This window comes from Stenotrophomonas mori, assembly GCF_023556335.1.
In the GTDB taxonomy this organism is placed as follows: Bacteria; Pseudomonadota; Gammaproteobacteria; order Xanthomonadales; family Xanthomonadaceae; genus Stenotrophomonas; species Stenotrophomonas mori.
Window position 1 is genome coordinate 611,526 of the sequence record NZ_JAIKTS010000001.1, and the last position, 14,418, is coordinate 625,943.

Annotated in this window: 12 protein-coding genes; 10 read left to right on the forward strand and 2 right to left on the reverse strand. The window is 69.5% G+C overall.

Annotated elements, in window-relative coordinates; all coding sequences use genetic code 11:
• Positions 1–84 precede the first annotated feature (84 nt).
• Together rimO and K5L01_RS02665 are read left to right on the forward strand one after the other, a co-directional pair.
• A complete protein-coding gene (gene rimO, locus K5L01_RS02660; RefSeq protein ID WP_250061695.1) occupies positions 85–1,446 on the forward strand; it encodes a 30S ribosomal protein S12 methylthiotransferase RimO in 1,362 nt (453 codons plus the stop codon).
• An 80-nt stretch (positions 1,447–1,526) separates the two neighbouring features.
• The gene (locus K5L01_RS02665; RefSeq protein WP_250063427.1) at positions 1,527–2,312 is read left to right on the forward strand and encodes a DUF3025 domain-containing protein; all 786 of its coding nucleotides are present in this window, start codon (positions 1,527–1,529) and stop codon (positions 2,310–2,312) included.
• Positions 2,313–2,349: 37 nt separating this feature from the next.
• On the opposite strand, the gene greB is transcribed toward K5L01_RS02665, so the two are convergent.
• Positions 2,350–2,856, reverse strand: a complete 507-nt coding sequence (greB, locus tag K5L01_RS02670) for a transcription elongation factor GreB (RefSeq protein ID WP_250061697.1) — start codon at positions 2,854–2,856, stop codon at positions 2,350–2,352.
• Between the two features lie 3 nt (positions 2,857–2,859).
• Positions 2,860–4,422 carry a helicase HerA-like domain-containing protein gene (locus K5L01_RS02675; RefSeq protein WP_250061698.1) on the reverse strand — a complete coding sequence of 521 codons (1,563 nt, stop codon included), beginning with the start codon at positions 4,420–4,422 and terminating at the stop codon, positions 2,860–2,862.
• 121 nt (positions 4,423–4,543) lie between these two features.
• On the opposite strand from K5L01_RS02675, the gene K5L01_RS02680 reads away from it, so the two are divergent.
• From K5L01_RS02680 to csrA, 8 genes are all read left to right on the forward strand, one after another.
• Entirely contained in the window at positions 4,544–6,091 is a 1,548-nt protein-coding gene (locus tag K5L01_RS02680) for a transglycosylase SLT domain-containing protein (RefSeq protein WP_250061701.1), read from the forward strand.
• A 139-nt stretch (positions 6,092–6,230) separates the two neighbouring features.
• Positions 6,231–6,728: a CinA family protein gene (locus K5L01_RS02685; protein ID WP_250061703.1), complete on the forward strand. Its 498-nt coding sequence runs from the start codon at positions 6,231–6,233 to the stop codon at positions 6,726–6,728.
• A 37-nt stretch (positions 6,729–6,765) separates the two neighbouring features.
• Positions 6,766–8,445, forward strand: coding sequence for a 2-polyprenylphenol 6-hydroxylase (ubiB, locus tag K5L01_RS02690; RefSeq protein ID WP_250063429.1), 1,680 nt, complete (start codon positions 6,766–6,768; stop codon positions 8,443–8,445).
• 191 nt (positions 8,446–8,636) lie between these two features.
• A complete protein-coding gene (gene lexA, locus K5L01_RS02695) occupies positions 8,637–9,275 on the forward strand; it encodes a transcriptional repressor LexA (RefSeq protein WP_250061704.1) in 639 nt (212 codons plus the stop codon).
• A 185-nt stretch (positions 9,276–9,460) separates the two neighbouring features.
• A complete protein-coding gene (gene recA, locus K5L01_RS02700; protein ID WP_250061707.1) occupies positions 9,461–10,495 on the forward strand; it encodes a recombinase RecA in 1,035 nt (344 codons plus the stop codon).
• 272 nt (positions 10,496–10,767) lie between these two features.
• On the forward strand, positions 10,768–11,265 hold the full coding sequence (recX, locus tag K5L01_RS02705) for a recombination regulator RecX (RefSeq protein ID WP_250063431.1): 498 nt from the start codon (positions 10,768–10,770) through the stop codon (positions 11,263–11,265).
• A gap of 98 nt (positions 11,266–11,363) precedes the next feature.
• On the forward strand, positions 11,364–14,015 hold the full coding sequence (gene alaS / locus K5L01_RS02710) for an alanine--tRNA ligase (protein ID WP_250061709.1): 2,652 nt from the start codon (positions 11,364–11,366) through the stop codon (positions 14,013–14,015).
• Between the two features lie 141 nt (positions 14,016–14,156).
• Positions 14,157–14,360 (forward strand): carbon storage regulator CsrA, encoded by a 204-nt coding sequence (csrA, locus tag K5L01_RS02715; protein WP_250061711.1) that lies wholly within the window; start codon positions 14,157–14,159, stop codon positions 14,358–14,360.
• The last annotated feature ends 58 nt before the right edge of the window (positions 14,361–14,418 follow it).

The window sequence follows — 14,418 nt, forward strand, 5'->3', positions numbered from 1 at the left end:
GTAGCGCCGGCACCCGGCCGGTATAATCGCCGCGCTTCCGGCCCCAGGTCATTCCGATCCCCGGCCCCCAGAACCGCAGACCCCATGTCCCAGCTGAACCCCAAAGTCGGCTTTGTCAGCCTTGGCTGCCCGAAGGCCCTCGTCGATTCGGAGCGCATCCTTACCCAGCTGCGGGTGGAGGGCTACGACATCGTGCCGTCCTACGAGGCGGCCGACGTGGTGGTGGTCAACACCTGCGGTTTCATCGACTCGGCCGTGGCCGAATCGCTGGACGCCATCGGCGAGGCGATGAACGAGAACGGCAAGGTCATCGTCACCGGTTGCCTGGGCAAGAAGTCGGAGATGATCCGCGAGCAGTATCCGGACGTGCTGTCGGTGTCGGGCCCGCAGGACTACACCAGCGTGATGGACGCGGTGCACGCGGCGCTGCCGCCCCGGCACGATCCGTTCGTGGACCTGGTGCCCGACTACGGCGTCAAGCTGACGCCGCGGCACTATGCCTACCTGAAGATCTCCGAGGGCTGCAACCACCGTTGCAGTTTCTGCATCATCCCGTCGATGCGCGGCGACCTGGTGTCGCGCCCGGTCGAAGAGGTGCTGCGCGAGGCCGAGCGCCTGGTCAAGGGGGGAGTGCGCGAACTGCTGGTGGTGTCGCAGGACACCTCGGCCTACGGCGTGGACCGGCGGTACGCGCCGGGTACCTGGCGCGGCAGGGAGTACGCCACGCGCATGAAGGCGCTGTGCGAGGGCCTGTCCGAGCTGGAGGCGTGGACGCGCCTGCACTACGTCTATCCGTACCCGCACGTGGACGACGTGGTGCCGCTGATGGCCGAAGGGAAGATCCTGCCGTACCTGGACATCCCGTTCCAGCACGCCAGCCCGCGCATCCTCAAGCTGATGAAGCGCCCGGGCGCGGTCGACAAGACCCTAGAGCGGGTGCTGCGCTGGCGCGGGATCAGCCCGGACATCACCGTGCGTTCGACCTTCATCGTCGGCTTCCCGGGCGAGACCGAGGCCGAGTTCGAGCAGCTGCTGGAGTTCCTCGACGCCGCGCAGCTGGACCGGGTCGGCGCGTTCGCGTACTCGGCGGTCGAGGGCGCCACCGCCAACGCCTTGCCCGACCCGGTGCCCGAAGAGGTGAAGCAGGAGCGGCTGGCGCGCTTCATGGAGAAGCAGGCCGCCATTTCCGCCGCCCGGCTCGAAGCGAAGATCGGCAGCGTGCAGCAATGCCTGGTGGATGCCCTCGAGGACGGCATCGCGGTGGCGCGCTCCAAGGCCGATGCGCCGGAAATCGACGGTCTGGTGCATGTCCAGAACGCGGCCGACGCCGGGTTGCGCGTGGGCGATTTCGTCGATGTGGCGATCACCGACAGTGACGAGCACGACCTGTTCGGCGATGCCCTCGCCGCACCGGCCAGCCGGTCGTTCGATCTCAAGGTGCTGTGACCGGCCAGCCGGGCGACAGCGGCGGGCACGGTGCGCCGGACGATGCCGGCGTCGACGCCGGGTCCGATCGGCGCCGTTTCATCGCGCCGCCGCGCGGGCAGGTCGATCCGGCGTGTTTCCGGCACCCGCTATTCGCGGCGTACGCCGAGCAGCGGGCGCTGTTGACGTCGGCAGCATGGCCCGGCATCGATGCGCTCAACGCGGCGTTGCCGCTGCCGGGACGGCGCTTCGCCGTGCAGGATCGGGCGCTGCTCGCCGATGGCCTGCATTACGAAGCGCGCATCGCCAGGCATGGCCGGATCGCGACGCGCGTTGAGAACTGGCACGACCTGTTCAATGCGCTGGTCTGGGCGCGTCATCCAGCGGTCAAGTCGGCGCTCAACGCGCGCCAGTGCCAGCACATCGCCACGATGGGGCCGCAGCGGCGCAACCGCGCGCAGCAGGCCCTGACCCAGTTCGACGAGTGCGGGGTGATCGTGCGCATCGCCGACCCGGCGCTGTTGCCGTTATGGGACGGCCACCGGTGGCCCGAGCTGTTCGCGGCACAGGCGGCGCGCTGGCAGGACGGCGGCATCGCCGTCGCCGCGGTGATCGGGCATGCGCTGATGGAGCAGGCGCTGGTGCCCGGCCGCCTGCTGGTCGGGCGCTGTGTGGTGGTGCGGGGCGGGGACGACGCGGCCTGCGTGGCGCGCGTCGCCGACGCGATAGCGGGCGGCGGGGTTCTCGAGGATCCACTGGAACTGCGGCCGCTGCCATTGGCCGGGATTCCGGGGTGGCATCCGCGGCAGGACGCGGCGTTCTACGGGCAGGCCGGCTATTTCCGCCCGCTGCGCGCGGGCCGCCGGTATCCGTCGCCATTGCGCTGATGCGCCGGGCATCCGCAGGGCGGTCCTCCCGCGGCGCTCAGGCGGGGCCGTAGTCGATGGCGACCAGCGCGAAACCGGTGTTGCCGCCAGGCAGTTCCACGGTGAACTCGTCGTCGATGCGCTTCTTCAGCAGGGCGCGCGCCAGTGGCGAATCGATGCTGATCCAGCCGGCGGTCGCGTCGGTCTCGTCCGGGCCGACGATGCGGTAGACGTGGGTCCGGCCGGACTGCAGGTTCTCCAGCTCCACCGTCGCGCCGAAGAACACCGCGTCCGGATCGCTTGGGCGGGTGTCCACCACGCGCAGCACCTCCAGGCGCTTGCTCAGGTAGCGCACCCGGCGGTCGATCTCGCCGAGCTGCTTCTTGCGGTAGGTGTACTCGGCGTTCTCCGAACGGTCGCCCTCCGCCGCGGCGGCGGCCAGTGCACTGACCACCTCGGGGCGGCGCTGGCGCCACAGGTCGTCCAGTTCGGCCTTCAGGCGCGCATGGCCCTGGGCGGTGATCAGGGCGGTGCTCTTTTCCGCGGGGGGACGCCAGCGCGACATGGTTCAGCGCTTGCCGCCGAAGAGGCCGCCGAGGATGCCGCGCACGATCTGGTTGCCGATCTGCCCGCCGTACTTCTTGCCGGTCTTGCCCATCATCGATTCGCCGATGGAACTGCCGACGCTGCGCCCGATCGAACCGCCGACATTGCGCGTGGTCTGCTTGGCCACCGATTCGACCATGCCCTGCCGGCGCCCGCTGCCGAACAGGAACTCGCCGATCTTCTGGCCGACGCCGCCCTGTCCGGGGCCCTGCGCCGCGGGCGCCTGCGCCTGCTCGGCGGCCTGCTGGGCGCGTGCGGCGAGGATCTCGGCGGCCGATTCGCGGTTGATGGCGGTGTCGTAGCGGCTGCCGACCGGGCTGCCGGCGCGCACCTGCATGCGTTCGGATTCGCTGATGGCCCCCATGCGGCAACGCGGCGGCGCCACCAGCGTCTTCTGCACGGGCGCGGGGATGCCCTTGTCCAGCAGCGTGGAGACCAGCGCCTCCCCGGTGCCCAGCTGCGACAGCGTGGCGACCACGTCCAGCTTCGGGTTGGGGACGAAGGTTTCCGCGGCGGTCTTCACCGCCTTCTGGTCGCGCGGGGTGAAGGCGCGCAGCGCATGCTGCACCCGGTTGCCGAGCTGGCCGAGGATATTGGCCGGCACGTCGTCGGGGAACTGCGAGCAGAAGTACACACCCACGCCCTTGGAGCGGATCAGCCGTACCACCTGCTCGATGCGCTGTACCAGCGCGGCCGGGGCGTCGTTGAACAGCAGGTGGGCCTCGTCGAAGATGAACACCAGCTTCGGTTTTTCCAGGTCGCCCACTTCCGGCAGCTTCTCGAACAGCTCCGACAGCAGCCACAGCAGGAAGGTCGAGTACAGCCGCGGCTTGAGGATCAGCTGGGCGGCGGCGAGGATGCCGATCACGCCGCGGCCGTCGTGGTTGACGCGCATGATGTCGGCCAGCTCCAGCGCCGGCTCGCCGAAGAAGTTCTCGCCGCCGTCCTGCGACAACCGCAGCAGCGCCCGCTGGATGGCGGCGATGCTCGGCGCGCTGACCAGGCCGTATTCGGTGGAGACGTTCTTGCGCTCGGCAGCCACCAGGGTGAGCAGGGCGCGCAGGTCGTCCAGGTCGAGCAGCAGCAGGCCGCGGTCGTCGGCGAGCTTGAACACGATGTCGAGCACCCCGGACTGGGTGGCGTTGAGTTCGAGGATGCGCGCCAGCAGGGTCGGGCCCATCTCGCTGACGGTGGTGCGCACCGGGTGGCCGAGCTGGCCGTACAGGTCCCAGAAGACGGTGGGGCTGGCCTGTGCGGTGTAGCCGTCGACGCCGATCTCGGCGGCGCGCGCGGCCAGTTTCCCGTCGATCTCGCCGGGTACCGCCAGGCCGGCGACGTCGCCCTTCACGTCGGCCATGAACACCGGCACGCCCCGCCGCGAGAAGCCCTCGGCCAGGGTCATCAGCGTCACCGTCTTGCCGGTGCCGGTGGCGCCGGCCACCAGGCCGTGGCGGTTGCCGAAACGGGGAAGCAGCGACACGGCGATGTCGTCGGTCACGCCTTTGCCGATCAGGATGGGTTCCATGGGAAGCTCTCGGTGGGCATGGAGGGGATTCTAACGGCCGACTGTATCGTCTCTGTGCGCCGGTTGCCGCTGGACGACCGCCGCGGCTACTCTGCCTGCCTTTCCGTCCCTGCCGTCGCCGATGCCCGTCTCCATTACGATCTTCCGCCGCTGCTCCCTGCTGCTCGCCGTGCTGCTGCTCGCGGCGGCGCCCACCGCCCACGCGCAGCGCGTATCGGCCCGCGACAAGGCCCGGGTCGAGGCGATCGAACAGCGCATGGCCGCGGCGGAAAAGCGCTATGCCGACGCCCTGCTGCTGGTGGCCAACGCCGATCCCAAGGGAACCACGGAAGGCGATGCGGCGCTGGAGGACATGGAGGATGTGATCGACGCCTGCATCGGCCAGAAGGGCTGCCAGGTCGGCACCCTGCTGGCCACCTACAAGCGCCTGCTGAAGCACCAGAGCGACGAACGCGCCGATGGGGCGGACGAGCTGGCCGGGGACCGCCTGGAGGCCGATCCGGACCATGCCGGCCCATTGCGCGCGGACGTGCCCGAGGCCGCGCGTGCGGCGGCCCTGCTCAACGACCACCGGCACGCCTTCGACGAGATGGTCGAGTACAACCCGGCGATCCAGGCGGGCATCCGCCGCTGGCTCACCGACATGCGCCCGGCGCTGCTGACCAGCTACGAGAACTACATGAACCTGCGGCCGGTGATGTGGCCGGAGTGGGAGAAGCGCGGCCTGCCCGAGGCCCTGCTGTTCGGCATCATGGCCAAGGAGTCCAACGGCCGCGTGCATGCGTCCTCGCGCGCGGGCGCGGCCGGGCTGATGCAGTTCATGCCGGCCACCGGCCGCCGTTTCGGGCTGGGCCCGGACGGCACCGGGTTCGATACCCGCTTCGATGCGCGCAGCGCCGCCGAGGCCAGTGCGTCCTACATGATCGAGCGCATGGGCCAGCTCAACCGCAACATCGAGCTGGCCCTGGCCGCCTACAACGGCGGCGAGGGCCGCGCGCAGCGGGTGTACAACCAGAGCGGCGGCCAGGGGTTCTGGACCGAGTCGGTCTACAGCCAGTTCCCCGGCGAGACCAAGGACTACGTGCCGATGGTGATCGCCGCGGCCTGGATCTTCCTGCACCCGCAGCAGTACGGCGTGGAGTTCCCGAAGGTCAACGCGCAGCCGGCGACGATCCGCCTGGCCAAGTCCACCACGATCTACGAGCTGACCATCTGCCTGGGCAGCACCGGCACCCGTGACGGCTACATGCGGGTGCTGCGCAACCTCAATCCGCGCTACGAGGCCGATGGCTGGATTCCGGCCGGCACCCCGATCAACGCCACCACCCGCATCGCCACGCTGTACAACCGGCAATGCGTCAGCGGGCCGCGCGCCGACCTGGCGCGCGCGGTGATCACCGCGGACCTGAACGCGGCCATCAAGCGGCCGCAGGCGGCGGCCTACAACGGCAATGTCGCGGTCGGCGACGTGCAGTCGATGGCCGCCGCGGCGGCGGCGCCACGGCCGGCCACCCGCAGCTATACCGTCGCGAAGGGCGACACCCTGGGCCGCATCGCCAGCCGCTTCCAGTGCCAGGTACCGACGCTGGCGCGGGCCAACGGCCTGCGGGCGCCGGCCTATGCGATCCGGCCGGGGCAGTCGCTGAAGCTGGAGGGCTGCGGCCGCTGAGGCCGATGGCGCGCCGTGCCAGGAAACGCGGTGCGGGCAGCGGCGGCGCCTGAACGTGGCGCTGCGCCGCCGTGCCGCCGGTTTCGCGGGCGCATGCTTATGCGTTACAACAGGGGTCCGTTACCGCAGGCGTCCCCCCATGCCCAGTAGTCCCGACGATCAGGAATTGGAGCGGCTGGCCGGCCGTGTCGGCGAACGCCTGCGGCAGGCCCATGACCGCGTGGTCACGGCCGAAAGCTGCACCGGAGGCTGGATCGCCAAGGCGATGACCGGCGTTGCCGGGTCCTCCGACTGGTTCGACAGCGGCATGGTGGCCTACAGCTACGAGGCCAAGCAGCGGCTGCTCGGCGTGCGCCCGCAGACCCTGGAAAGCGAGGGGGCGGTCAGCCGTGAGGCGGTGATCGAGATGGTGTCCGGCGCGCTGGTGAATTCCGGCGCCAGCGTGGCGGTGGCGGTCACCGGCATCGCCGGGCCCGGCGGCGGCAGCGCCGACAAGCCGGTCGGTACCGTGTGGATCGGCTGGAAGCGGCGCGGTGGCTATACCCGTGCCGAGCTGTTCCAGTTCCAGGGCGACCGCGACGCCGTGCGCCGGCAGACCGTGGCCCGTGCGCTGGAAGGGCTGGAGGCGCTGGAGTGAGGCCATGGCGACGCGCGACCGGCGGAGGCAGGGGCTGATGTGGGAGGCGCTGGCCACTGTCCGCGACCTTGGGCGGCTGCAGGAGATCGCCGCGGTCCTGATCCGCTACGGCTTCGGCGACATCGTGCGCCGGGTCGGCCTGGCCGACGTGCTGCAACGGGCCGGGCGGCTGCTGCACTGGAACGATGCCGGGCAGATGCTGCAGATGTCCGCGCCGGTGCGGGTGCGGCGCGCGATGGAGGAGCTCGGGCCGACCTTCGTCAAGCTGGGGCAGGTGCTGGCGACCCGTGTGGACCTGTTCGCTCCGGAGTGGATCGCCGAGTTCAGCGAGCTGCAGAACGCGGTGCCGGCCTTGCCGTACGAACAGATCCGCGACCAGCTGGAGGCCGACCTGGGCCAGACGCCGGAAACGGCGTTCGCACGGCTGGATGAGCGGCCGTTGGCGGCGGCGTCGCTGGCGCAGGCGCATCGGGCCTGGCTGCACGACGGCACCCCGGTGATATTGAAGGTCCGCCGGCCGGGCATCCGCGATGTGGTGGAGGCCGACCTGAGGCTGCTGGCGCGGCTGGCCGAGATCATCGAGGCGCGGCTGCCGGACCTGCGCCGCTACCGGCCTTCGGAGGTGGTGCAGCAGTTCACCCAGTCGCTGCGCCGGGAACTGGACTTCGCCGCCGAGTGCCGCAATGCCGAGCGCATCGCCGCCAACTTCGCCGGCCATCCGGATGTGCTTATCCCGCGGGTGCACTGGCAGTGGACCTGCGAGAGCCTGAACGTCCAGGATTTCGTGGATGGCATTCCTGGCCGCGACCTGGCCGCGGTGGATGCAGCCGGGCTGGACCGGGTGGCGCTGGCGCACACCGGTGCCGGGATCGTGTTGAAGATGGCACTGGACGACGGCTGCTTCCACGCCGATCCGCACCCGGGCAACATCTTCTACCTGCGCGACGGCCGCATCGGCATCATCGACTTCGGGATGGTCGGGCACCTGTCCGAACAGCGCCGCTTCCAGGTGGCGCGGCTGCTGCACGGGCTGGTGGCGCAGGAACCGGAGGCGGTGGCCGACGTCCTGCTGGAGTGGGCCGGCGGGGTGGAGATCGACGAGGCCCGGCTGCAGCAGGACCTGGGCAATTTCGTCGACCAGTACCGCGGAGTCCCGCTCAAGGACCTGCGCGTGGGCCTGATGCTGGGCGACGTGACCGCGCTGCTGCGGCAGTACGGCCTGACCTTGCCGGCCGACCTGGCGTTGATGATCAAGGCCTTCCTGACCCTGGAAGGCATGGGCCGGCAACTCGACCCGGACTTCGACATGGCCGGTGCCGCGCGCCCGTACCTGGAGCGGATCATGCGCCGGCGCTACGCCCCGCGCGCGGTGCTGCGGCGCAGCCGGCGCAGCCTGCTGGGGGCGCTGGACCTGGCGGGCGACCTGCCGCGCGACCTGCGCCGGCTGCTGCTGGCCGCCCGGCGCGGGCGCATGCGGTTGATGGTCGACACGCCGGCGCTGAAGGGGTTCGGCGACCAGGTCAACCGCGCCGCGAACCGCCTCACCATGGGGATCGTGACGGCCGCGCTGATCATCGGTTCCTCGATCGTGATGAACAGCATCGGCAGCGGTGCGCATCGCGGCCTGCTGGTGCTGGGGGTCGCCGGGTTCCTGGGCGCGGGACTGTGCGGGGTCTGGATCCTGTTCTCCATCTGGCGCAGCAACCGCCAGCGGTGAGGGCCCGCCGGGGACGGGCGATGCGTCCGGACCGGCAACAGCGAATGGAGGGCCGACTGCCGGCGGCGATGCACGGGGTCGGTGTTGCCGGCTCCGGCGCGGGTGGAGAACCTGGGCCGTGGCGGCCGCGGGAGTGGACCGCCGGTGGAGATCGCTTGCACTCGCCCATGTTAGTAGCAATACTACTAACCATGGACCTGACCGATACCCAGCAAGCCATCCTCGAGCTGATCGCCGAGCGCATCGAGAGCGAGGGCGTGCCGCCTTCACAGACCGAGATCGCCCGGGCCTTCGGCTTCAAGGGCGTGCGCTCGGCGCAGTACCACCTGGATGCGCTCGAGGCGGCCGGCGCCATCGAGCGGGTGCCCGGGCGCGCCCGCGGCATCCGCCTGCTGCGTCCTGCCGGCGACGCCGTGGACATCGGGGCGGTGCCGCACGACGCGCAGGTGCTGCGCCTGCCGGTGCTGGGGCGCGTGGCCGCCGGGCTGCCCATCGGCGCGGACATCGGTTCGGACGATTACGTGGTGCTGGACAAGGTGTTCTTCTCCCCGGCGCCGGACTACCTGCTGAAGGTGCAGGGCGATTCGATGATCGACGAGGGCATCTTCGATGGCGACCTCATCGGCGTGCACCGTACCCGTGACGCGCGGTCCGGGCAGATCGTGGTCGCGCGCATCGATGACGAGATCACGGTCAAGCTGCTCAAGCTCGGCAAGGAGCGCATCCGGCTGCTGCCGAGGAATCCGGACTACGCCCCCATCGAGGTGCTCCCGGACCAGGACTTCGCCATCGAAGGGCTGTACTGCGGCCTGCTGAGGCCGAACCGGTGAGGCCGGTTTTCCCCAGCCTCCCCATATGGTTTTTCCTACCGGAACAGGCTGACTGCGCTGCTGCCGGTATCCTTGCCACCCCAGATAATCTGGCCGTCCCGCGGGCAGTCTCAGCCTGTGCGATACGGCACCGTTAAAGTGGACCCATGACGAAATCTACGACACCAACGACGAGGAAGCCCCCGATGGACGACAACAAGAAGCGTGCCCTGGCCGCCGCTCTGGGCCAGATCGAGAAGCAGTTCGGCAAGGGCTCGGTGATGCGCATGGGCGACCGTGTGGTCGAGCCGGTGGAGGCCATCCCGACCGGCTCGCTGATGCTGGACATCGCGCTCGGCATCGGTGGCCTGCCGAAGGGCCGGGTGGTCGAGATCTACGGTCCCGAGTCCTCGGGCAAGACCACGCTGACCCTGCAGGCGATCGCCGAATGCCAGAAGCAGGGCGGTACCGCGGCGTTCATCGATGCCGAGCACGCGCTGGATCCCATCTATGCCGCCAAGCTGGGGGTGAATGTCGACGACCTGCTGCTGTCGCAGCCGGACACCGGCGAGCAGGCGCTGGAGATCGCCGACATGCTGGTGCGTTCGGGGTCGGTCGACATCCTGGTGATCGACTCGGTGGCGGCGCTGACGCCGAAGGCCGAGATCGAGGGCGAGATGGGCGACCAGCTGCCGGGCCTGCAGGCCCGCCTGATGAGCCAGGCGCTGCGCAAGCTCACCGGCAACATCAAGCGCTCCAACACTCTGGTGGTCTTCATCAACCAGCTGCGGATGAAGATCGGCGTGATGATGCCGGGCCAGAGCCCGGAAACCACCACCGGTGGCAACGCGCTGAAGTTCTACGCCTCGGTGCGCCTGGACATCCGCCGCATCGGTGCGATCAAGAAGGGCGACGAGATCATCGGCAACCAGACCCGGATCAAGGTCGTCAAGAACAAGCTGGCGCCGCCGTTCAAGCAGGTGGTCACCGAGATCCTGTACGGCGAGGGCATCAGCCGCGAAGGCGAGCTCATCGACATGGGCGTGGATGCCAAGCTGGTGGACAAGGCGGGTGCCTGGTACAGCTATGGCGACGAGCGCATCGGCCAGGGCAAGGACAACGCCCGCGGCTACCTGCGTGACAACCCGCAGGTGGCGGCAAGGATCGAAGCCGAGCTGCGCGAGAAGTTCCAGCCTGCCGATGCGCCCCGCGAAGAGGGCGACGAAGCGGAAGCGGAGTGATTTCCCCGCGGGGGCGGACGGCGCATCGTCAGTGACGTCGCTCCGCTCCTGCGGTTTTCCCGCCATGACCGCCGCTCCTCCAGCCGGAAGCATGCAGTGCGTGCCACTTCGATCCGGAGGGGAGGCCGGCGGGGCGATGGGTCCGCTCCACGGGCGCCGCTTTTGGGTGGCGTCGTAGCGGATGACAGAGGCCCGGGGCGGCCTGCATGTGTCCGGTGGGTGCCGGACCGTGAGCACGGGGCCCGGGCCGCGGAGTGAAGGTGCCGATCGACATGGACACCGGTAGTGATGAACGTCCGGCGGCGCGTGGCCGCAAGCGCACGCGTGAGCAGACCCCCTTGCAGCGCGCGCTCGGGTTCCTGGTGCGGCGGGAGCATTCGCGCAGGGAGCTGATGCGCAAGCTCCAGGCGCGGGGGGTGGAAAAGGACGAGGCCGTGGCCGCGCTCGACCGGCTGGCCGAGGAGGGCTGGCAGGATGATGGCCGGTTCGCCGCCTCGCTGGTACGGACCCGGTCGGCGGCCGGGTATGGCCCCCTGCACCTGCGGGCCGAACTGGGCATGCACGGGCTGGATGAGGACGCGATCACGACGGCGATGGCCACGTTCGAGGGCGATTGGACGGAGCTTGCCCGGCAGGTGGTATGCCGCCGCTACGGGCCGGAGGGGCCGCAGGAGCTGGCGCAGCGCCGCAAGGCCGCGGACATGCTGATCCGGCGCGGCTTCGAGGCCGGCTGCATCCGCGATGCCACCCGCTACGATCCAGAGGACTGAATGCGCCGGGCCTGATACCCTTTCAGGGTTTCGGTCGTTCCGTTCCCGCGTCCTGGATGGGGAGCCCGCCGCCGCCCGCCCGCCTAGCCCCAGCCCACATGAATACGTCAGCCAAGCTCACCACCTCCCAGATCCGCGCCGATTTCCTCGAATTCTTCAAGGGCAAGGGCCATACCATCGTGCCGTCCGCGCCGCTGGTACCGGGCAACGACCCGACCCTGCTGTTCACCAACTCCGGCATGGTGCAGTTCAAGGACGTGTTCCTGGGCGCGGAGAAGCGCAGCTACGTGCGCGCCGTCGACGTGCAGCGCTGCCTGCGGGCCGGGGGCAAGCACAACGACCTGGATGCCGTCGGCTATACCGCCCGGCACCACACCTTCTTCGAGATGCTGGGCAACTGGTCTTTCGGCGATTACTTCAAGAAGGACGCCATCGCCTGGGCCTGGGAACTGCTGACCGGGGTCTGGAAGTTGCCGGCCGAGCGCCTGCTGGTCACCGTCTACCACAACGACGATGAGGCCTATGCGCTGTGGCGCGACATGGTCGGGGTGCCGGAAGAGCGCATCGTGCGCATCGGCGACAACAAGGGCGCGCCCTACGCCTCGGACAATTTCTGGCAGATGGCAGATACCGGTCCGTGCGGGCCCTGCACCGAGATCTTTTACGACCACGGCGCGCACATCGCCGGCGGCCCTCCGGGCTCGCCGGACGAGGACGGCGACCGCTTCATCGAGATCTGGAACCTGGTGTTCATGCAGTTCGACCGCCAGCCCGACGGTACCCTGGTGCCGCTGCCGGCGCCCTGCGTGGACACCGGCATGGGCCTGGAGCGTCTGGCCGCGATCCTGCAGCACGTGCATACCAACTACGAGATCGACCTGTTCCAGACCCTGATCGCCAAGGCGGCGGAGCTGACCGCCACCGCGGACCTGGAGAACAAGTCGCTGCGTGTGATCGCCGACCATATCCGCGCGTGCGCCTTCCTGATCGTCGACGGCGTACTGCCCTCCAACGAGGGGCGCGGCTACGTGCTGCGGCGGATCATCCGCCGGGCGCTGCGCCACGGCTGGATGCTGGGCGTTCGCCAACCGTTCTTCCACTCGCTGGTGCCGACCCTGGTCGCGCTGATGGGCGAGGCCTATCCGGAGCTGTCCGCGGCCGCCGCGACCGTGCAGAAGGCGTTGCTGGCCGAGGAAGAGCGGTTCGCGGAAACGCTGGATGCCGGCATGAAGATCTTCGACGAGGTCGCGGCCAAGGTCGGCGACGGCGTCATTCCCGGCGGCGATGCCTTCCGCCTGTACGACACCTATGGCTTTCCGGTGGACCTGACCGCCGATATCGCCCGCGAGCGTGGCCTGTCGGTGGACATGGCCGGTTTCGATGCGGCCATGGAGCACCAGCGTGAAACCGCGCGTGCCGCCGGCAAGTTCGGCGGGGGCGTGCAGTTGCCGGCCGAGCTGGTCGCCACGCTGTCGCCGACCGCCTTCCTGGGCTACGACCAGCTGCAGGCCGATGCCCTGGGTGTGGTCGCGCTGCTGAAGGATGGGCGGCCGGTGGAGGCGGTGCAGGCGGGTGACGAGGTGATCCTGTTCACCGACAGGACGCCGTTCTATGCCGAGTCGGGCGGACAGGTCGGCGATACCGGCAGGGTGTCCGGGGCCGGGCTGGAGATCGAGGTCTCGGACACGCAGAAGTTCGCGGGCCAGTTCCACGGCCACGTCGGTACCGTGAAGCAGGGCACCGTCAAGCTGGGCGACAGCGTGTCGGGCACGGTCGACGCGGTGCGCCGCGGCGCCACCATCCTCAACCATTCGGCCACCCACCTGCTGCATGCCGCGCTTCGCGAGGTGCTGGGCACCCATGTCCAGCAGAAGGGCTCGCTGGTGGCGCCGGATCGGCTGCGCTTCGACTTCTCGCATTTCCAGCCGATCAGCGGCGAGGAACTGGCGCTGATCGAACGCAAGGTCAACGCCCAGGTGCGGGCCAACAATGCCGCCGAAGTGCACCACATGGGCATGCAGGAGGCGCTGGAATTCGGGGCGATGGCGCTGTTCGGCGAGAAGTACGGCGAACACGTGCGCGTGCTGAAGATGGGCGACTACTCCACCGAGCTGTGCGGCGGCACCCATGTGTCGCGTACCGGTGACATCGGCCTGTTCAAGATCACCGCTGAAAGCGGCGTTTCCTCGGGCGTGCGCCGCATCGAGGCGCTGACCGGGCAGGGCGCGCTGGACTACGTCGATGCCGAGGAAGCGCGCCTGTCCCAGGCCGCGCGCCTGCTGGGCGGGACCTCCGCCGATGTGGTCGACAAGATCCGCCAGCTCGGCGACCGGCAGAAGAAGCTGGAGCGCGAGCTGGAGGGGCTCAAGGCCCGGCTCGCGTCAGGCGCGACCGCCGACCTCGCCGGCTCCGCGCTCGACATCGGGGGTGCGAAAGTGCTCGCGGCACGGCTGGAGGGCTTCGACGGCAAGGCGCTGCGCGAGGCCATGGACCGCTTGAAGCAGCAGCTGGTGGATGCGGTGATCCTGCTTGCCGGGACCGCGGACGGCAAAGCCGCGCTGGTCGCCGGTGTGAGCGGCAGCGCGCTGGGCCGGGTCAAGGCCGGTGAGCTGCTGTCCCACGTCGCCGGCCAGATCGGCGGCAAGGGCGGCGGGCGCCCGGACATGGCGCAGGGCGGGGGCGAGGACGGCCCGTGCCTGGTCGCCGCGCTGGAGGGCGTGCCCGAGTGGGTACGGTCTCACCTGAAATGAATTCAGGGCGGCACTTCGCCTTGAAGGCCCCGACCCGCTGACGTTATCATCGATAGTCTTTTCCCTTAGTCGTGGGGCGCAGCGGATTTCAAGCGCGCCATTGCCGGTGGGAAGCCTGCCGGTTCCATGGAGATTCGCACAATGTTGATCTTGACCCGCCGTGTCGGCGAAACCCTGATGATTGGTGATTCGGTCAGCGTGACCGTGCTCGGCGTCAAGGGCAACCAGGTACGCATCGGCATCACCGCGCCCAAGGATGTGGCGGTGCACCGCGAAGAGATTTTCCAACGCATCCAGCGCGGCGACGAGCCGGCTGCGCCGGCAGATGAAGGAACCCCGGAATAAGGGTTTACCTTTTACCCCGTTAAACGGTATTCTTCGCGCCCTGGCTGGAAAACAGGCG

Bases quoted from the DNA above. Each gene is read 5' to 3' on its own strand.
- K5L01_RS02680 (WP_250061701.1), top strand. From the start codon at position 4,544: ATGCCCGTCTCCATTACGATCTTCCGCCGCTGCTCCCTGCTGCTCGCC.
- ubiB (WP_250063429.1), top strand. From the start codon at position 6,766: ATGTGGGAGGCGCTGGCCACTGTCCGCGACCTTGGGCGGCTGCAGGAG.
- csrA (WP_250061711.1), top strand. From the start codon at position 14,157: ATGTTGATCTTGACCCGCCGTGTCGGCGAAACCCTGATGATTGGTGAT.
- lexA (WP_250061704.1), top strand. From the start codon at position 8,637: ATGGACCTGACCGATACCCAGCAAGCCATCCTCGAGCTGATCGCCGAG.
- K5L01_RS02685 (WP_250061703.1), top strand. From the start codon at position 6,231: ATGCCCAGTAGTCCCGACGATCAGGAATTGGAGCGGCTGGCCGGCCGT.
- rimO (WP_250061695.1), top strand. From the start codon at position 85: ATGTCCCAGCTGAACCCCAAAGTCGGCTTTGTCAGCCTTGGCTGCCCG.
- recX (WP_250063431.1), top strand. From the start codon at position 10,768: ATGGACACCGGTAGTGATGAACGTCCGGCGGCGCGTGGCCGCAAGCGC.
- alaS (WP_250061709.1), top strand. From the start codon at position 11,364: ATGAATACGTCAGCCAAGCTCACCACCTCCCAGATCCGCGCCGATTTC.
- recA (WP_250061707.1), top strand. From the start codon at position 9,461: ATGGACGACAACAAGAAGCGTGCCCTGGCCGCCGCTCTGGGCCAGATC.
- K5L01_RS02675 (WP_250061698.1), bottom strand. From the start codon at position 4,422: ATGGAACCCATCCTGATCGGCAAAGGCGTGACCGACGACATCGCCGTG.
- greB (WP_250061697.1), bottom strand. From the start codon at position 2,856: ATGTCGCGCTGGCGTCCCCCCGCGGAAAAGAGCACCGCCCTGATCACC.